General features: G+C 64.4%; 18 protein-coding genes. 5 read left to right on the top strand and 13 right to left on the bottom strand.

Annotated features, from left to right (window positions below; genetic code table 11):
• Positions 1-2: 2 nt before the first annotated feature.
• Both Q4S45_RS18135 and Q4S45_RS18140 read right to left on the bottom strand, forming a co-directional pair.
• Positions 3-1,373: a glutamine synthetase family protein gene (locus tag Q4S45_RS18135; protein ID WP_305506694.1), complete on the bottom strand. Its 1,371-nt coding sequence runs from the start codon at positions 1,371-1,373 to the stop codon at positions 3-5.
• A 103-nt stretch (positions 1,374-1,476) separates the two neighbouring features.
• Positions 1,477-2,238, bottom strand: coding sequence for a gamma-glutamyl-gamma-aminobutyrate hydrolase family protein (locus Q4S45_RS18140; RefSeq protein ID WP_305506696.1), 762 nt, complete (start codon positions 2,236-2,238; stop codon positions 1,477-1,479).
• Between the two features lie 208 nt (positions 2,239-2,446).
• Here Q4S45_RS18140 and gabD point away from each other — a divergent pair, with 208 nt between their 5' ends.
• Positions 2,447-3,901, top strand: a complete 1,455-nt coding sequence (gene gabD, locus Q4S45_RS18145; protein ID WP_305506698.1) for an NADP-dependent succinate-semialdehyde dehydrogenase — start codon at positions 2,447-2,449, stop codon at positions 3,899-3,901.
• A 96-nt stretch (positions 3,902-3,997) separates the two neighbouring features.
• On the opposite strand, the gene Q4S45_RS18150 is transcribed toward gabD, so the two are convergent.
• From Q4S45_RS18150 to Q4S45_RS18195, 10 genes are all read right to left on the bottom strand, one after another.
• Positions 3,998-4,417, bottom strand: a complete 420-nt coding sequence (locus Q4S45_RS18150) for a hypothetical protein (protein ID WP_305506700.1) — start codon at positions 4,415-4,417, stop codon at positions 3,998-4,000.
• A 176-nt stretch (positions 4,418-4,593) separates the two neighbouring features.
• The gene (locus tag Q4S45_RS18155) at positions 4,594-4,971 is read right to left on the bottom strand and encodes a nucleotide pyrophosphohydrolase (protein WP_305506701.1); all 378 of its coding nucleotides are present in this window, start codon (positions 4,969-4,971) and stop codon (positions 4,594-4,596) included.
• Positions 4,968-5,627: a carbonate dehydratase gene (gene can / locus Q4S45_RS18160; protein ID WP_305506703.1), complete on the bottom strand. Its 660-nt coding sequence runs from the start codon at positions 5,625-5,627 to the stop codon at positions 4,968-4,970. The genes Q4S45_RS18155 and can overlap by 4 nt, the downstream gene beginning before the upstream one ends.
• A 73-nt stretch (positions 5,628-5,700) precedes the next feature.
• Positions 5,701-6,825 (bottom strand): molecular chaperone DnaJ, encoded by a 1,125-nt coding sequence (dnaJ, locus tag Q4S45_RS18165; protein WP_305506705.1) that lies wholly within the window; start codon positions 6,823-6,825, stop codon positions 5,701-5,703.
• Between the two features lie 102 nt (positions 6,826-6,927).
• Positions 6,928-8,874: a molecular chaperone DnaK gene (dnaK, locus tag Q4S45_RS18170; protein ID WP_305506707.1), complete on the bottom strand. Its 1,947-nt coding sequence runs from the start codon at positions 8,872-8,874 to the stop codon at positions 6,928-6,930.
• 94 nt (positions 8,875-8,968) lie between these two features.
• A complete protein-coding gene (gene grpE, locus Q4S45_RS18175) occupies positions 8,969-9,502 on the bottom strand; it encodes a nucleotide exchange factor GrpE (RefSeq protein WP_305506709.1) in 534 nt (177 codons plus the stop codon).
• 397 nt (positions 9,503-9,899) lie between these two features.
• Complete coding sequence (hemH, locus tag Q4S45_RS18180) at positions 9,900-11,006, bottom strand: ferrochelatase (RefSeq protein WP_305506711.1); 1,107 nt, start codon at positions 11,004-11,006, stop codon at positions 9,900-9,902.
• Positions 11,007-11,125: 119 nt separating this feature from the next.
• Positions 11,126-12,793, bottom strand: a complete 1,668-nt coding sequence (gene recN / locus Q4S45_RS18185) for a DNA repair protein RecN (RefSeq protein ID WP_305506713.1) — start codon at positions 12,791-12,793, stop codon at positions 11,126-11,128.
• A gap of 34 nt (positions 12,794-12,827) precedes the next feature.
• A complete protein-coding gene (locus Q4S45_RS18190; RefSeq protein ID WP_305506715.1) occupies positions 12,828-13,730 on the bottom strand; it encodes an NAD kinase in 903 nt (300 codons plus the stop codon).
• 101 nt (positions 13,731-13,831) lie between these two features.
• Positions 13,832-14,680, bottom strand: coding sequence for a DUF3667 domain-containing protein (locus tag Q4S45_RS18195; protein WP_305506717.1), 849 nt, complete (start codon positions 14,678-14,680; stop codon positions 13,832-13,834).
• On the opposite strand from Q4S45_RS18195, the gene Q4S45_RS18200 reads away from it, so the two are divergent.
• From Q4S45_RS18200 to gloA, 4 genes are read left to right on the top strand one after another with little or no spacing between them, the layout of a single operon-like run.
• Positions 14,679-15,110, top strand: coding sequence for a hypothetical protein (locus tag Q4S45_RS18200; RefSeq protein ID WP_305506719.1), 432 nt, complete (start codon positions 14,679-14,681; stop codon positions 15,108-15,110). The genes Q4S45_RS18195 and Q4S45_RS18200 overlap by 2 nt on opposite strands.
• The gene (locus Q4S45_RS18205) at positions 15,107-16,417 is read left to right on the top strand and encodes a sorbosone dehydrogenase family protein (protein WP_374046054.1); all 1,311 of its coding nucleotides are present in this window, start codon (positions 15,107-15,109) and stop codon (positions 16,415-16,417) included. The genes Q4S45_RS18200 and Q4S45_RS18205 overlap by 4 nt, the downstream gene beginning before the upstream one ends.
• Positions 16,418-16,435: 18 nt before the next feature.
• Complete coding sequence (locus Q4S45_RS18210) at positions 16,436-16,867, top strand: OsmC family protein (RefSeq protein ID WP_305506721.1); 432 nt, start codon at positions 16,436-16,438, stop codon at positions 16,865-16,867.
• A gap of 56 nt (positions 16,868-16,923) precedes the next feature.
• Positions 16,924-17,340, top strand: coding sequence for a lactoylglutathione lyase (gene gloA, locus Q4S45_RS18215; RefSeq protein WP_305506723.1), 417 nt, complete (start codon positions 16,924-16,926; stop codon positions 17,338-17,340).
• 83 nt (positions 17,341-17,423) lie between these two features.
• Here gloA and Q4S45_RS18220 read toward each other — a convergent pair whose 3' ends face one another.
• Positions 17,424-18,785, bottom strand: a complete 1,362-nt coding sequence (locus tag Q4S45_RS18220; protein WP_305506725.1) for a TolC family outer membrane protein — start codon at positions 18,783-18,785, stop codon at positions 17,424-17,426.
• Positions 18,786-18,791 lie beyond the last annotated feature (6 nt).

The raw sequence follows: 18,791 nt of genomic DNA on the forward strand, positions 1-18,791 counted from the left end.
GCTTACACGTGCAGCAGCAGGTGCTCGCGCTCCCACGGACTGATGACGGTCATGAATTCCTGGTGCTCCAGGTCCTTGATGGCGGCGTAGACGTCGACGAAGCGCTCGCCCAGCACAGCGCGCAGCTTGTCCTCGCCGCGCAGCAGCGCCAGCGCTTCGGGCAGTCCCTGCGGCAGTTCGAACGGCATCTCGTAGGCGCTGCCGGCCATCATCGGCGTCGGCTCGAGCTGCTCGGTCATGCCGAGGTAGCCGCAGGCCAGCGTGACCGCCAGCGCCAGATACGGGTTCGCATCGGCGCCGATGATGCGGTTCTCCACGCGGCGGTCCTGCACGCCCGATTCGGGTACGCGGAAGCCGACGGTGCGGTTGTCGATGCCCCACTGGATGTTGATCGGCGCGGCGGTGTGGCGCACGATGCGGCGGTAGGAGTTGACGTAGGGCGCGACGATCGCCATCGCCGACGGCATGTAGCGCTGCAGTCCGCCGATGTAGTGCTTGAAGATAGGCGCCGCCGCGCCATCTTCGCTGCTGAAGATGTTCATGCCGGTCTTGGTGTCGATCACGCTCTGATGCACGTGCATCGCCGACCCCGGCTCGCCGGCCATCGGCTTGGCCATGAAGGTGGCGTACATGTCGTGTTTGAGCGCCGCCTCGCGCAAGGTGCGCTTGAAGAAGAATACCTTGTCGGCCAGGCCCATCGGATCGCCGTGCAGGAAGTTGATTTCCATCTGGCCGGCGCCGATCTCGTGGATCAGGGTGTCCACGTCGAGGTTCATCATCTCGCAGTAGTCGTAGATGTCCTCGAACAGCGGATCGAACTCGTTGACGGCGTCGATGCTGTACACCTGGCGGCTGGTTTCGGCGCGTCCGCTGCGGCCGGCCGGCGCGCGCAGCGGCAGGTCGGGGTCGATGTTCTTGGCGGTCAGGTAGAACTCCAGCTCGGGCGCCACCACCGGCTTCCAGCCCTTGTCGGCGTACAGCTTGAGCACGCGGCGCAGCACCGTGCGCGGCGCGAAATCGACCAGCGCGCCGTCCGAGAAATAGCAGTCGTGGATCACCTGCGCGGTCGGGTCCACCGCCCACGGCACCATCGTGATGGTGGTCGGATCGGCCTTGAGGATCATGTCGCGATCGGTGGTGGAGATAGCGCGGTCGTAGGGCGCGTCGCCCACGGGGTAGTTGCCGGTCACGGTCATGCCGAGCACCGCTTCCGGGATGCGCATGCCGCGCTCCTGGGTGAATTTCGCGCGCGGCATGATCTTCCCGCGCGCGACCCCGGTCAGGTCGGGGATCAGGCATTCGATTTCGGTGACTCGCTTTTCGTTGAGCCACAAGTCCATGTCGGTGTAGGTAAAATTTTCGCGGATAGCCATCGTGTTCTCTCAATTGTCTGGATCGGCCGGCGGCGGGCGCCGGGCAGGATGAGTCGAGGGCGACGCTAAGGCTCGCGCAGGGCGGCCCATTTTTCACAAAGGCTCATGCCGGCCTCCCGCGCGCGGCCTGGAAGTCGCGGCACGCCTTGCCGAAGGCGCCGAACAGCTTCATCGACACCGCGTTCTCGGTGATGCGCCACTCGGGATGCCATTGCAGCGCCAGCGCGAAGCCGGGCGCGCCGGCCACCGAGAACGCCTCAACCAGGCCGTCGGCGGCGCGCGCCTCGATCGCCAGGCCGGGGGCGAGCTGGTTGACGCCCTGCCCATGCAGCGAGTTGACCATGATGTCGTCCGGGCCGAGGATTTGCGCCATCGTGCCCAGCGGCGTCAGCGAAACAGGATGGGCCGGCGCGTACTGTTCTTCCAATGGCAGTTCGGGATTTTCGCGGTGGTCCATCTTCCCCACGACCTCCTGCACCGCCTGGTGCAGGCTGCCGCCGAGCGCCACGTTCATCTCCTGGAAGCCGCGGCAGATCGCCAGGATCGGGATGCCGCGCCGGACCGCGGCGCGTATCAGCGGCAGGGTGGTGGCGTCGCGCGCGGGGTCCTGCGGCAGCGCGGGGTCGAGCACTTCCTCGCCGTAGTGGCTGGAGTGGACGTTGGAGGCGGAACCGGTCAGCATCACGCCGTCGCACGCGGCGAGCATGGTCTCGAGTTCGAGCGCGTCGCCCAGCGCCGGCACGATCAGGGGCGCGCAGTGGGCGCCCTTGACGACGGCGTCGATGTACTTGTCCTGCACCGCGTGATACTGGTGCGATCCGATCTTGCAGCTGCAGGCTGGGACGAGGACGATGGGGCGGCGCATGCTGGTCTTCCGTAAAGATGTTGACGCAGTCGGATCCATGATAAAACGAAAATGGATCCGGCGCGCAAGGCGGATATCAGGAAACTCTTGTCAAAAGTTTACTATTATTGACATAATCGTGCCAACACGGTTGGACAAGCCCCGCCCCCCGGCGCGACGTGGCAAAAAGGTCTACCATAACGGACTAGACCATGATCGAGAGGCTACGATGCTCAACCTGAAAGACCCTTCCCTGCTGCGCCAGCAATGCTATATCGACGGCGAATGGTGCGACGCCAACGACGCCTCGACCTTCACCGTGACCAATCCGGCCACCGGCGAGACGCTCGGCACCGCGCCGCACATGGGCGCGGCCGAGACGAAGCGGGCGATCGACGCGGCCAACGCGGCGTGGCCGGCGTGGCGCAAGAAGAACGCCAAGGAGCGCGCGGCGATCCTGCGCAAGTGGAATGACCTGATGCTGGAAAACGCCGACGACCTGGCGCTGATCATGACCGCCGAGCAGGGCAAGCCGCTGCCGGAGGCGAAAGGCGAAGTGGCCTACGCGGCGTCGTTCTTCGAGTGGTTCGGCGAAGAGGCCAAGCGCATCGAAGGCGACACGCTGCAGTCGCCGTGGGCCGACCGCCGCATGGTGGTCACGCGCGAGCCGATCGGCGTGTGCGCGGCGATCACGCCGTGGAACTTCCCCGCCGCGATGATCACCCGCAAAGTCGGCCCGGCGCTGGCGGCGGGCTGCCCGATCGTCGTCAAGCCGGCCGAGCTGACGCCGTTCTCCGCATTCGCGATGGCCGTGCTGGCCGAGCGCGCCGGCGTGCCGAAGGGCGTGTTCAGCGTGATCAGCGGCGACTCGAAATCGATCGGCCTGGAGATGACCACCAATCCGATCGTGCGCAAGATGAGCTTCACCGGATCGACCGCCGTGGGCCGCCTGCTGGCCGCGCAGTCGGCGCCGACGATCAAGAAGCTGTCGCTGGAACTGGGTGGCAACGCGCCGTTCATCGTGTTCGACGACGCCGATGTCGATGCCGCCGTCGAAGGCGCGATCGCGTCGAAGTACCGCAACGCCGGCCAGACCTGCGTGTGCGCCAACCGCCTGTACGTGCAGGACGGGATCTACGACCAGTTCGCCGAGAAGCTGGTGGCCGCGGTGGGCAAGCTCAAAGTCGGCAACGGTGTCGAGCCTGGCGTTACGCAAGGGCCGCTGATCGAAGAGAAGGCGGTCGTCAAGGTCGAGGAGCACATCGCCGACGCGCTGTCGAAGGGCGCCAAGCTGGTGGCCGGCGGCAAGCGCCACGAGCTGGGACACAGCTTCTTCCAGCCGACCGTGCTGACCAACGTCACGTCCGATATGAAAGTGGCGACCGAGGAGACCTTCGGGCCGCTGGCGCCGCTGTTCCGCTTCAAGACCGAGGAAGAAGTCATCGCGATGGCGAACGATACGGAGTTCGGGCTGGCGGCGTATTTCTATGCGCGCGACATCGGGCGCGTGTGGCGCGTGGCCGAGGCGCTGGAATCGGGCATGGTGGGCGTGAACACCGGGCTGATTTCGAACGAGATCGCGCCATTCGGCGGCGTGAAGCAATCGGGCCTGGGACGCGAAGGCTCGAAGTACGGGATGGACGACTACCTGGTCATCAAGTACATCTGCATGGGCGGGATCTAAAGCCAGATGGGGTCAGGTCCGCGGGACCAGACCCCGTTGCTGCATGCGCCGCGCTAGGAAGTCGGGGTCTGGTCCTGCGGACCTGACCCCATCTTGTTATTTCGTCGGGCAGGCGCCCATGCTGAGCGCATTGTCCGCATCGCACTTGAGCACGCCATCGAGTTCGCCGAGCCGGCTCTGCACCAGCTTGACGCAGGCGATATCGACTTCCTTCCCCGCCGCCGTCGCAACACGCACGCCTGCACTACGCTTGCCGTCCTCGGTATAGTCGTACAGCGCGTAATCGTTTCCCTGATTACTGAAAGTGACTTCAGTTCGATCAACCTGATAGCGGAAATAGTGCGCCAGCCGCATGCTGCGAGCACCGTCCTTGCCATCCGGTGGAAATGAGAATTCCAATTTGCCCGGTTTGCCGAAGCGGTATTGAAGGTGGCCAAGAGCGGCGCCGCACAGGCCGACCGACTTCGCGCCGGCGGTCTGGCACGAAAAATAGACGGTTTCGGACGAAGTGCACATGCCGTCCGCGGCGTGAGCGACAACGGACGCAAAGGCAAGCGCGAATGCGAGGTGCAGGGATCTCACTATTGGCCCATCCAAGATGGGGTCAGGTCCGCCGGACCAGACCCCGATGCTGCATGCGCCGCGGTCCGAACTTCGGGGTCAGGTCCGGCGGACCTGACCCCAGCTTTTGATCAGCGGCTCTTGTACTCGTTGTACTTGCGCATATCTCCGCGCACCAGGTCCGCCGGATACTTGGCGCGGTTCAGCACCATCTTCTCCAGCACCGCCGCGTGCAAGTCGACATCGAGCTTGTCCGCCAGCCGGATCAAATACACGAGCACATCGGCCATCTCGTGCCGCACTTCCTGCAGCTTGGCCTCGCCCAGTTCCGCCGCATCGCCCTTCTGCAGCCACTGGAAATGCTCCAGCAGCTCGGCCGCCTCGACGCTCAGCGCCGACGACAGGTTCTTCGGCGTGTGGAACTGGTCCCAGTCGCGCTCGTCGACGAACTGGCGCACGATGTCGCGCAGCCGCGCCAGCTCGCCGTCGGCATTCGATGACTGGCTCACTTGTAGCCCTGGAGGACCACGTCGAGCTTCGGCGCGATCTCTTCGTAGCTGCTGACGGTGATGCCGAGGTCGCGCAGCCGGCCGTCGTGCACTCCGTAGACCCAGCTGTGAATCGTGATCGGCTGGCCGCGCGCCCAGGCGTCGCGCACCACCGTGGTCTGCGCCACATTGATTACCTGCTCGGCCACGTTCAGCTCCACCAGGCGGTTGACGGCGGCAGTGCCGGCGACATTGCCCAGGTATTTGCCGTGCTTGTCGCGCACGTCGCGCACGTGTCCCAGCCAGTTGTCGGCCAGGCCGACGCGGGTGTCGTTCAGCGCCGCGCCAACCCCGGAGCAGCCGTAGTGGCCGCACAGGATGATGTGCTTGACCTTCAGTACGTCGACCGCGAACTGCAGCACGCTCAGGCAGTTCAGGTCGGAGTGCACAACGACGTTGGCGATGTTGCGGTGGACGAACAGCTCGCCCGGCGCCATGCCGACCAGTTCGTTGGCGGGGACGCGGCTGTCGGAGCATCCGATCCACAGGTATTCCGGCGCCTGCTGCGAAGCCAGGTCCTTGAAGAAGCCGGCGTCCTGCGCGACCATCGAGGCAGCCCATTCGCGGTTGCGTTCGAAAAGGTCGGCGGCGGTGAGGCCGGTGGGGGTATTAGCCATATGACTCCTGTTTGCTTGAATTCGGTGAAAAAAACCGCCCGGGGCTCGCGCGGCCGGGCGGCTTGCGGACATCTTATTCGAAGAAGTCCTTCACTTTGTCCATCCATCCCTTGCTTTGCGGGCTGTGCTTCGATCCGCCTTCGACCGTCAGGCGCTCGAATTCCTTGAGCAGATCCTTCTGCTTGTCGGTCAGCTTGACCGGCGTTTCGACTGCCACGTGGCAGAACAAATCGCCCGCGTAGCCGGAGCGCACGCCCTTGATGCCTTTCGCTTTCAGGCGGAACGTCTTGCCCGACTGGGTGCCTTCAGGGATCGTGAACGATACTTTACCGGACAGCGTAGGCACTTCGATCTCGCCGCCCAGCGTGGCCTTGACGAAGGAGATCGGCATCTCGCAATGCAGGTCGTCGCCGTCGCGCGTGAACACCGCGTGCGGCTTGATGTGGATCTCGACGTACAGGTCGCCCGGCGGACCGCCGTTGGTGCCCGGCTCGCCGTTGCCCGACGAGCGGATGCGCATGCCGTTGTCGATACCGACCGGGATCTTCACTTCCAGCGTCTTGTTGCGCTTGATCCGCCCCTGGCCGCCGCATGGCGCGCACGGGTCGGTGATGACCTTGCCGCTGCCGTGGCATTTCGGGCAGGTCTGCTGGATGCTGAAGAAGCCTTGCTGCATGCGCACCTGGCCGTGGCCGGCGCAGGTCGAGCAAGTGGTTGGCGAGGTGCCCGGCTTGGCGCCGCTGCCGTGGCAGGTGTCGCACTTGTCCCAGCTCGGCACGCGGATGGTGGTGTCGAAGCCGTGCGCGGCCTGCTCGAGGGTGATCTCGAGGTTGTAGCGCAGGTCGGCGCCACGGTACACCTGCGGGCCGGCGCTGCGGCCACGGCCGCCGCCGAAGATGTCGCCGAAGATGTCGCCGAACGCGTCGCCGAAACCGCCGGCGCCGCCGCCGAAGCCGCCGCCGCCCGCATTCGGATCGACGCCGGCGTGACCGTAACGGTCATACGCTTCGCGTTTTTCCGGATTGGTCAGCATCTCGTAGGCTTCTTTGACTTCCTTGAACTTTTCCTCGGATTCCTTACTGTCCGGATTGCGGTCCGGATGGTATTTCATCGCGAGCTTGCGGTAAGACTTCTTGATCTCGTCTTCCGAAGCACCCTTTGCGACCCCGAGGATCTCGTAAAAATCACGCTTCGCCATTTTTTTAGGCACCTTGCTGTCTGTCTGACTACACTATCTCAATATGCAAAAAAACCGAGCCGGGTGAGCGGCTCGGCATTTTAATACAACCCATGCTGCGTCTTACTTTGCGTCTTTGACTTCCTTGAAGTCGGCGTCGACCACGTCGTCCTGCTTGGCGCCGGCATCCGAACCGCCTGGCTGCTGGCCGCCTTCGGCGCCGCCGCCGGCTGCCTGCTGCTGCGCCTGCTGGTCGGCGTACATCTTCTCGCCCAGCTTTTGCGATGCAGTCGACAGCGCCGCGACCTTGGCGTCGATCTCGGCCTTGTCAGCCGATTTCAGCGAACCTTCCAGGTCGGCGATCGCCGCTTCGATCTTTTCCTTCTCGCCCGCTTCCAGCTTGTCGCCGTATTCGGTCAACGACTTCTTGGTCGAGTGTACCAGCGAGTCGGCCTGGTTGCGCGACTCGGCCAGCTCGCGCAGCTTGTGGTCTTCCGCGGCATTCAGCTCGGCGTCCTTCACCATCTTCTGGATCTCATCTTCGGTCAGGCCGGAGTTCGCCTTGATGGTGATCTTGTTCTCTTTGCCGGTGGCCTTGTCTTTCGCACCGACGTGCAGGATGCCGTTGGCGTCAATGTCGAAGGTCACTTCAATCTGCGGCGTGCCGCGTGCTGCCGGCGGGATGCCTTCCAGGTTGAATTCGCCCAGGCCCTTGTTGCCGGCGGCGATTTCGCGCTCGCCCTGGTAGACCTTGATGGTCACCGCAGGCTGGTTGTCGTCGGCCGTCGAGAACACTTGCGAGAACTTGGTCGGAATCGTGGTGTTCTTGTGGATCATCTTGGTCATCACGCCGCCCAGGGTTTCGATACCCAGCGACAGAGGCGTCACGTCCAGCAGCAGCAGGTCCTTGCGCTCGCCCGACAGCACCGAGCCCTGGATCGCGGCGCCAACGGCAACCGCTTCGTCCGGGTTCACGTCCTTGCGTGGATCCTTGCCGAAGAATTCCTTGACCTTCTCCTGCACCTTCGGCATGCGGGTCATGCCGCCGACCAGGATGATGTCGTCGATGTCGGAGACCTTCACGCCGGCGTCCTTGATCGCGGTGCGGCATGGCTCGATGGTCTTCGAGATCAGCTCTTCGACCAGCGACTCCAGCTTGGCGCGGGTCATCTTCAGGTTCAGGTGGACCGGCGCGCCGTTCGCCATGGCGATGTACGGCTCGTTGATTTCGGTTTGCGCCGCCGACGACAGCTCGATCTTCGCGCGCTCGGCCGAAGCCTTGATGCGCTGCAGGGCGATCGGATCCTTCTTCAGGTCCAGGCCGTTGATCTTCTTGAACTCGTCGATGATGTAGTCGATGATGCGCTGGTCGAAGTCTTCGCCGCCGAGGAAGGTGTCGCCATTGGTCGACAGCACTTCGAACTGCTTCTCGCCGTCGACGTTGGCGATCTCGATGATCGAGATGTCGAACGTGCCGCCGCCCAGGTCATACACGGCGATCTTGCGGTCGCCCTTGTCGGTGCGGTCCAGGCCGAAGGCCAGTGCGGCCGCGGTCGGCTCGTTGATGATGCGCTTGACGTCCAGGCCGGCGATACGGCCGGCGTCCTTGGTCGCCTGGCGCTGCGAGTCGTTGAAGTAGGCCGGCACGGTGATGACCGCCTCGGTGACTTCTTCGCCCAGGTAGTCTTCGGCGGTCTTCTTCATCTTGCGCAGCACTTCAGCCGACACCTGCTGAGGCGCCAGCTTCTTGTCGCGCACGCCGATCCAAGCGTCGCCGTTGTCAGCCTTGACGATCTGGTAAGGCATCAGCGCGATGTCCTTCTGCACTTCCTTCTCTTCGTACTTGCGGCCGATGAGGCGCTTGACGGCGAACAGCGTGTTCTTCGGGTTGGTCACCGCCTGGCGCTTGGCCGGCGCGCCGACGAGAATCTCGCCATCGTCCTGATAGGCGATGATCGACGGCGTGGTGCGCGCGCCTTCCGCGTTCTCGATTACCTTTGGCTGACCATTTTCCATGATCGCGACGCAGGAGTTGGTGGTTCCCAGGTCAATACCGATAATTCTGCCCATGATTTTTCCCTTTTATGTGTTACTAAGTTTTTGATTATTCGAATATGCGGAAGAACTGCGTGCTTTCAAGAGCTTGCAACGCGGCGGCTGGCTTTTATTTTGCTTGCGCCGCCGTGACGATGGCCGGACGCAGCAGGCGGTCGGCAATCATGTAACCTTTTTGCAACACATTGACCACCGTGTTGGCTTCCTGCTCGGCCGGCACGACGGCCACGGCCTGGTGCTTCATCGGGTCGAGCTTGTCGCCCACGGCCGGCATCACCTCGACCAGGCGGTTCTTTTCGAACGCGGCGGTCATCTGCTTGAGCGTCATTTCCACGCCTTCCTTCAGCGACTCGATCGACGGGGTCTCCACCTTCAGCGCCATTTCCAGGCTGTCGCGCACCGGCAGCATCGCCTCGGCGAAGCTTTCCACGGCGAACTTGTGGGCCTTGCTGACGTCTTCCTGAGCGCGGCGGCGGATGTTCTCGCCTTCGGCCTTGGCGCGCATGAAGGCGTCGTGCATCTCGGCCAGCTTGGCTTCGGTGGCGGACAGTTGCTGCTCGAGTTCGTTCAGTGCGGGGGTCTGGGTGGTTTCGCCCTCGCCTTCGATCGGCTGGGATACTTCTTGGTTTTCTTGGTCTTGCATCGAAACACTCCTAAAATCAAAGACTTGGCGGTTGGCGTGAGATGTCGATCTCATCACGATGCGCACCAGATGGGGGTATGCCGTACATATTCAAGGGGTATTCGCGGTCGCGGCCGTAACTTTTGTTACAACTTTTACGGAACGGAATCTTTCCTCGACAGGCATCGGCTCTACTATGCGTTTGACAAGGTTTCCGCGGCGAATCGATCGCGCGGCCTTGGCCAGGAGCCCGTTATGAAGCTGCAACTCATTTCCGCCAGCGTCGTCGCCTACTCGCTGCTTGCGATGGCCGTGATCTGCTATTGCGAGTTGGCATTGTCGTAAGGCCGACATTTTAACAGGTAGATGGGGTCTGGTCCTGCGGGGCGACGGGGACGCCGAGTCCCCGTCTTTGACGCTACCGCCCGCCCAGCGCAACAGCGCGTTCCCTGCCTACCTCAGCCTCTTTTTTCTCCGCCTCGCGCTGCGCCGCCGTCATCATGGTCGGCCAGCCGATCAGGTGCTGCTCGGCGATTTCGGCCAGGCCGGCGATCCACGACGGCTCCTCGTTCAGGCACTCGATGTAGTGGAACTCCTTGCCGCCGGCTTGCAGGAAGTCGTGCTTCACTTCCATCGCGATCTCTTCGAGCGTCTCCAGGCAGTCGCTGGTGAAGCCCGGGCAGATCACGTCGACGCGTTTGAGACCGTCGCGCGCCAGCTGCTGCAGGGTCGGCGCCGTGTACGGCTGCAGCCACTCGGCCTTGCCGAAGCGCGACTGGAAGGTCACCACGTAGTCGTCCGGCTTCAGGCGCAGCTTGGCCGCCAGCAGGCGCGCTGTCTTGTGGCACTCGCAGTGGTAGGGGTCGCCCAGCAGCAGCGTGCGCTTCGGCACGCCATGGAAGCTCATCACCAGCTTCTGGCCGCGGCCGTTGATCTCCCAGTGTTTCAGCACACTGTCGTGCAGCGCCTCGATGTAGCTGTCGTGGTCGTGATAGTGCTTGACCATGCGCAGCTCGGGCACGTTGCGCACATCCTTGAAATGGGCGAATACCGCGTCGTAGATCGAGCCGGTGGTGGTGCCGGAGTACTGCGGGTAGGCCGGCAGGATGACGATGCGCTCGCAATGCTCGGCCTTGAGCTTGTCGAGCACCTCGGGCAGCGACGGCGAGCCGTAGCGCATCGCCATCGTCACGCGCAGCGCGTCGTGGCCGCGTTCGCCGAGCGCGCCGCGCAGCAGCATGGCCTGCGCCTGCGTGTGCACCTTCAGCGGCGAGCCGTCGCGGGTCCAGATGCTCGCGTACTTCGCGGCCGACTTCCCGGAGCGGAACGGCAGGATGATCAGGTTGAGGACGAACCACCACAGCGCGCGCGGGATTTCGACCACGCGCCGGTCCCAAAGGAATTCCTTCAGGTAGCGGCGGACGGCGGAGCGGGTCGGCGCGTCGGGCGTGCCCAGGTTGACGAGGACGATCGCGCTGCGGCCCACGGTGCCGTGGCTGTAAGGAGGTTCTTTGCGGAAGGGCATGGACGGCGATCTGGAATTGGCGGCAAGGCCGTCATTATAGATTCGGCCATGCAAAAATCATATTTTTCTGGCGGAGCGGACGGCAAACCTGGGTCTGACCCCGCGGGGTCAGACCCTTTTTAAACCCCGGCCAGCAGCTCGCGCGCGTGCTTGCGCGTGGTCGCGGTGATCTCCACCCCGCCCAGCATCCGCGCCACTTCTTCGATCCGCGCTTTGCTGTCGAGGACATCGATACGCGAGACCGTCTTACCCGCGTCGGTGGTGCCTTTCGCAACCTGAAAGTGCTGGTTGGCCTGGCTGGCCACCTGCGGCAGGTGGGTCACGCACAGCACCTGGCGCTGCTGCCCCAGGCGCTTGAGCAGGCGCCCCACCACTTCGGCCACGGCGCCACCTATGCCGCTGTCCACCTCGTCGAAGATCAAGGTCGGCGTGGTGGTCGCGTTGGAGGTGATCACCGAAATGGCCAGCGCGATGCGCGCCAGTTCGCCGCCCGACGCCACCTTGGCCAGCGGCCGCGGCGCCACGCCGGCGTGACCGGCCACCAGAAACTCGACCTGCTCCAGCCCCGCCGCACTCGGCTCGGCCGGATTGAGCCCGACCGCGAAGCTGCCGCCGCTCATGCTCAATTCCTGCATCGCCGCCGTCACCTGCGCGCCAAGCAGCTTTGCCGCACTGGCGCGCATCGCCGACAAGCGGCCTGCCGCTTCCATGTACGTTGCGCGCACCGCCTCTTCCTGCCTGCGCAAGCCGTCGATATCGCTCGCATCGGACATCTCGCGCAGCTTTTCGGCCAAGGCAGCATGTTCCTGCGGCAGTTCGTCCGGCGTCACGCGGAACTTGCGCGCCGCGCTGTGCAGCGCTTCGAGGCGCGCATCGACCTGGCGCAGCCGCTCGGGATCGAGTTCGACCCGGTCGAGGTAAGCCTTGAGCGAATACACCGCTTCCTGCAGCTGGATGCGCGCCGGCTCCATCAGATCGAGCACGCCCTGCAGCTCCGCATCGACGTCAACCAGCTTGCCCAGCTTGACGTTCAGCGACGACAGCCGCGACAGGATCGGGTCGTCGGACTCGGAGATCGCCGCAAGCGCTTCTTCCGCGCCTTCGAGCAGGCTGGCCGCGTGCGACAGGCGGCTATGCTCGTTGCTGATCTCGGTCCACTCGCCCGGCTTGGCGGCCAGCTTGTCGAGTTCTCCGACCTGCCACTCGAGCCGCTCGCGTTCGATCAAGACGTTCTTGGCGTCGCGCTCGAACTCCTCGCGCTGGCGCACCAGCGCGCGCCACTGCTTGTGGCTGGCCGCGACTTCCTGCGCCAGCGTGACCGCGCCAGCGTCCTGCAAGGCCGACTGGTTGTCCAGCAGCGCGCGCTGCGCATCGGATTTCAGCAGCGACTGGTGCGCGTGCTGGCCGTGGATGTCGACCAGCAGGTCGCCCAGGTCGCGCAGCTGGGTCGCGGTGGCGGCGATGCCGTTGATGAAGGCCTTCGAGCGGCCGGCGTTGTCGATCACGCGGCGCAGCAGCGCGCCGCCGTCTTCGATGGCGAACTCGTTTTGCTCCAGCCACGCGGCGGCGGCGCCGTCCACCGAGAAGTCGGCGGTAATGTCGGCCTTGGCGGCGCCTTCGCGCACGACGGAGGCGTCGCCGCGGCCGCCCAGCGCCAGTTGCAGCGCGTCGATCAGGATCGACTTGCCGGCGCCGGTCTCGCCGGTGAAGACGGAAAAGCCGCTGGCAAATTCGAGTTCGATGGCGTCAACGATGACGAAGTCGCGGATGGTAAGGGTACGCAGCATGCAGGTTTCGGTAATGAGGTTGAACGGCGAGGCGCTATTTCAGCTTGCCTTCGCCGGAGGGGTATTCGTTCCAGTGCAGTTTTTCGCGCAGGGTGTCGTAGTAGCTCCAGCCTTCCGGATGCAGGAAGGTGATGCAGTTGGGCGAGCGCGAGATGGTGATCTGGTCGCCGTGCGCCAGGCTGGCGAAGGTCTGCATGTCGAAGTTGACGCTGACGTCGCGGCCGCTGACGATTTCGACCACGATCTGGCTGGTGTCGGGCACCACGATCGGCCGGTTCGACAGCGCGTGCGGCGCGATCGGCACCAGGCCGATGCCCGACAGGGACGGATGCAGCAGCGGGCCGCCGGCCGACAGCGCGTACGCGGTCGATCCGGTCGGCGTGGCGATGATCAGGCCGTCCGAGCGCTGGTTGTACATGAAATTGCCGTCGACCGTGACCTTCAGTTCGACCATGCCGGCGCCGGCGCCGCGCGCCACCACCACGTCGTTGACGGCCAGGCCGCAGGCGATCATGGCGCCGCCGCGCATCACGCGCGCTTCGAGCAGGGTGCGCTTTTCGGCTTGAGACTTGCCGGCCAGGAGGTCGTCGAGCACCGGGATCATGCGCTCGATCGGAATGTCGGTCATGAAGCCCAGGCGGCCCTGGTTGATGCCGATCAGCGGCACGTCGTAGGGGGCGAGCTGGCGTGCGATGCCGAGCATGGTGCCGTCGCCGCCCATCACGATGGCGTAGCTGGCGCTCTCGCCGATCTGGCTCGCGCTCATCGCTTCCAGGCCGGCCATGCCCACGTGCGCCGCGGTTTCAGCTTCCAGCACCACGCGGTAGCCGGCGCCTTGCAGATAGTCGACCAGGCCGCGCACCGGCTGCTCGATGCCGACAGTGTTTTGCCGGACTACGAGCGCGATGGTCTTTTGCGGTGCAGGCGTAGCGGGCATAAAAGTCTCGGCGGTGGATGGGACAGCAACACGCAGGAGAGTAACCGATTCTGCCCGCTTCTGCCATATCGGGGGTCAGGTCCGCAGGGCCAGACCCCGGTTCAGATCACGATGGTCGTGACGAACACCGTGCCGACGATCGCCGCGACCACTGTGATGGTGTACATGGCCATCAGCACGAACCAGCGCGCGGCGGTGGCCTTGCGGCTGCCGCCGTACACGCGCCGCATCGCCATCGGCAGGTAGGCGAGCAACCAGATAAACAGCGCTGTGCCGAGCCAGGTCCACGGCGCCACCCAGATTAATCCGAGCAGCAGGAAGGCGAAGCCGTTGGTATGCAGCGCGAACAGCATGTGCTCGCCGTAGCGCCTCCCGGAGCCGAGGTAGAGCAGCTTCAGATACAGGGCGAACAGCGGCATGATCAGGAACATCGCATACGGGACGTAAGCGAAGAACTTGGACCGGACCAGCGCGAACGCCTCATCGGTCGGCATCGCGGTGATCTGCTGAATGCGCGCATCCCAGGCCGGATTGACTCCGATTAGTTTGCTGTTGATACGCACGGTGTTCGCATCCGGCTTCTTGTCGGTCAGGCCGATCCGGTTCGGCGCCTCGGCCGCGGGCTTGACCACCTTGAATTCTGTCGGCCCGTAGTGCAGCAGCGCGAAAAACAGCACGCTCAAGGTCAGGTACAGGCGCAGCGGCGCGACGTAGCGCGCGCGGCGGCCGGCGATGTAGTCTGCGGTCAGGCGCCCCGGCCGGAAGATCATCAACGCCAGCGTGTTCCACAGCTTGCCTTCGAGCGCGACGTAGTGGCCGATGAACTCGTGGAAGAATTCGCGCACGCTCGGCACGTGCGGGACCGTCTCCTGGCCGCACACCGAGCAGAAATTGTTGGCGACGGCGGCGCCGCAGTTGAGGCAATGGGATGGCGCGGCGTGCTCGGTCATGGCGTCTTTTGCGGGTTTGGCAATATCCGATGGTAACTTAAACATTTTCGATTCAGCAACATCCAATTGCGCGACCGGCTTCGCCGCAGCCCGATATCATTCGGACAATTGTCTCAAGCAGAAGGAGCATCTCATGGCCACCGAAGCACCCGATCGCAAGGTCAACACCGACGCGAAAATCGCCAACGATGGCGTCAAGCGCATGCCGCACGAACGCGACGAGTCGCCCGACGGCCAGGACCGCCAGCCGCGCGGCGTGATGAAGCAGGCCGCCGCCGATATCGAGCAAGGCATGGTCGACACCGACCTGCATGCCACCCCAGGCCTCGAAAAGGCCGGTGGTTCCGGCGAAGCCAAACCGCAGCAAGGCGCAGCCGATGGCATGCGCGATCAAGCAAAACCCACACCAACGAAAGATCAAAAAAAATGAAGAAGACCATCCAGCTCACCTGCCTGGCGTTCGCGCTGTCGGCCATCGGCGGCTCCGCCATGGCGCAAACTTACGCGGTCGGCTTCGGCCCGAATCCGGTCCTGCCGGCGCCTGAAAAGAACCTGCTCCCGACCGTCAACGTGGCGCCGGCCGAAGGCTGGCCGAGTGGCGGCAAGCCGGTGGCGGCCGCGGGCCTGAGCGTCAGTGCCTACGCCAGCGGCCTGGCGCATCCGCGCTGGATCTACGTGCTACCGAACGGCGACGTGCTGGTGGCCGAGACCAACAAGCCGGTGCCGCAGGAAAAAGAGCCGACCACCATCAAGGGCACGGTCATGAAGATGGAGATGAAGAAGGCTGGCGCAGGCGTCTCGTCACCCAACCGCATCACGCTGCTGCGCGGCGTCGGCGCGAACGGCATGGCGGCCACCAAGACCGTCTTCATGGAAGGCCTGAACTCGCCGTTCGGCATGGCGCTGGTCGGCAATGAGCTGTTCATCGCCAACGCCGACGCGATCGTCAAGGTGCCGTACAAGACCGGCGACACCGCCATCACCGCGAAGCCGGTGAAGGTGGCCGACCTTCCGGCCGGGATGAACCACCACTGGACCAAGAACCTCGTCGCCAGCAAGGACGGCAAGTATCTGTATGCGTCGGTCGGCTCGAACAGCAACATCGCCGAAAACGGCATGGACAAGGAAGACGGCCGCGCCGCCATCTGGCAGTTCGACCGCGCCACCGGCAAAGGCCGCGTGTTCGCCTCGGGCCTGCGCAACCCGGTCGGCATGGCGTGGAATCCGCAAAGCGGCATGCTGTGGACCAGCGTGAACGAGCGCGACGAGTTGGGCAACGACCTGGTGCCCGACTACATGACGTCGGTGAAGGACGGCGCCTTCTACGGCTGGCCGTACAGCTACTACGGCCAGCACGTCGATACCCGCGTCAAGCCGCAAAAGCCCGACATGGTCGCCAAGGCGATCCCGCCGGACTACGCGCTCGGCGCGCACACCGCCTCGCTGGGACTGGCGTTCTACGACGGCGCGCTGATTCCGGCGTTTAAAAATGGCGCGCTGGTGGGCCAGCATGGCTCGTGGAACCGGAAGCCCTTCTCCGGCTACAAAATGATTTACGTGCCGTTCGCCGACGGCAAGCCAAGCGGCCCGCCGCAGGACGTGCTGACCGGCTTCATGAGCCCGGAAGGACATACCTGGGGGCGTCCGGTCGGCGTCGCGGTCGACAAGGCCGGCGCCATCCTGCTGGCCGACGATGTGGGCAACATCATCTGGCGCGTCACCCCGGCCGCCAAATAACCGAAAAGGAGCATTGAGATGATCATCAAGAAAACCGGCAGCGCCGTCTGGAGCGGCGGCTTGAAGGACGGCGTCGGCAGCGTTTCGACCCAGACCGGCGTGCTCGATAAGGCGCCGTATGGCTTCAATGCGCGCTTCGAAGGCGGCAAGGGCACCAATCCGGAAGAACTGATTGCGGCCGCGCACGCCGGCTGCTTCACGATGGCGCTGTCCGGCGTGCTGGAAAAGGCCGGCTTCAAGGCCACCGAGATGAACACGACGGCGACGGTGTCGCTGGAAAAGGTCGGCGGCGGCTTTGCGATCAACGCGGTGCACCTGGCGCTCACGGCCAAGGTCCCGGGCGCGACCGACGAGCAGTTCCAGACCGCGGCGCACGACGCCAAGCAGAACTGCCCAGTGTCGAAGCTGATGAACGCAAACATCACGCTGGACGCGAAGCTGCACACGTAAGCGCGAAATCGGCGGAGCGCCTAAAATTGGCGCTTCCACTTTAGAAGGACATCCTGATGCGCATCCTGCACACCATGCTACGGGTCGGCGACCTGCAGCGCTCCATCGATTTCTACACCACGGTGCTCGGCATGAAGCTGCTGCGCACCAGCGACAACCCCGAGTACAAGTACACGCTGGCGTTCGTCGGCTACGGCACCAATCCGGATCATGCGGAGCTGGAGCTGACCTACAACTACGGCCAGGACAAGTACGAGATGGGCACCGCGTACGGCCACATCGCCATTTCGGCGGACGACATCTACAAGGCGTGCGAGCTGGTGAAGGCGAATGGCGGCAACGTCACGCGCGAGCCAGGGCCCGTCAAGGGCGGCAGTACGGTGATCGCGTTCGTCACAGATCCGGACGGCTACAAGGTGGAGCTCATCGAGCGCAAGGACGGCGCGCGCGGGGCCGGTTTGAACGCGGGATAAAAAAATGGGGTCAGGTTCGCAGAACCAGACCCCGTCGTCTCGGCATCTGGGGTCTGGTCCTGCGGACCTGACCCCATTTTTGCTTAGTGCTCCAGCAGATTATTCACCGGCACCAGGTCCGCCTCACGCAGCGAGCCGGATGCGGCCTTCAGGCGCAAGCCATTCATGATCGTGTCGTAACGCGCACGCGATAAATCGCGGCGGGTCGAATACAGCTGGCGCTGCGCATTGAGCACGTCGATGTTGATCCGCACCCCGACCTGGTAACCCAGCTTGTTCGAATCGAGCGCCGACTGGCTCGAGATCTCCGCCGCTTCCAGCGCCTTGACCTGCGCCAGGCCGCTGTTGACGCCGAGGTAGGACTGGCGCGCCGCCTGGGCGGCGGTGCGGCGCGTGTTTTCGAGGTCGTTGCGCGCCTTGTCTTCCAGCGCGATCGCCTCGCGTACCTTGCTGGTCACCGCAAAGCCGCTGAAGATCGGCACACTCCACTGCACGCCGATGGCGTTGTTGACGGTCAGTCCCGACTGCGGGGTCTGGCCGCTGTTCTTGATGTGCAGCGAACTGGCAACCAGGTCGAGGGTCGGATAGTGTCCGGCGCGGTTGCGCTTGATCTCGCGCTTGGCCGTTTCCAGCGACAGCTGGGACACCATCACGCTGTAGTTCTGGTTTTCGGCAGACGACACCCACGGCTCGATCGCGGCCGGCTGAGGCGCGGCCAGCGCCACACCGGTCTTGAGCGGCGCCAGCATCGACGGCGCCGTGCCGATGATCGCCTGCAGCGCGCTCTTCTTGTTTTCCAGGTCGTTCACGGCCGCAAACTCCTGCGCCACCACCAGGTCGTACGCGGCCTGCGCTTCGTGCGTATCGGTGATGGTCTGGGTGCCGACTTCAAAATTGCGCTTGGCCGACGCCAGCTGCTCGGTGGTCGCGGTCTTCTGCGCGCGGGTCGATTCGAGCGTGTCCTGCGCCGCCAGCACGTCGAAGTAAGCCTGCGACACGCGCGTGATCAGGTCCTGCTGCGCCTGGGCGAACTGCGCCTCGCTGATGGCCTGCGCCAGCTTGCTCTGCTCGTACGCCTCGAAACGGTCCCAGCGGAACAGCGGCTGCGACAGCGACAGCGTGTACTGGTTGCTGTTGTAATTGGCGGCCGAGCCACGCACCACCGTTGGCTGGCCGGTGACCGGCGAGGTGACGGTCGAGCCGACATTGAACGGGTCGTTCGAATTGTCGACGCGCGAATAGCTGCCGCTCGCGCCAACGGTCGGCAGCAAGCCGGCGCGTCCCTGCGGAACCCGCTCGCGCCCTGCCGCCAGCGATGCACGCGCGCTGGCGTACACGGCATCGTTCGCCAACGCTTGCTGGTAGACCTGGATCAGGTCGGCCGCGTGGGCGTTGAACGAAACAAAAGCGCTGGCGATCAGCGCGGCGATCAGGGGTTTCTGCATTGCTTT

Source organism: Massilia sp. R2A-15 (assembly GCF_030704305.1).
GTDB lineage: Bacteria > Pseudomonadota > Gammaproteobacteria > Burkholderiales > Burkholderiaceae_D > JAFCUW01.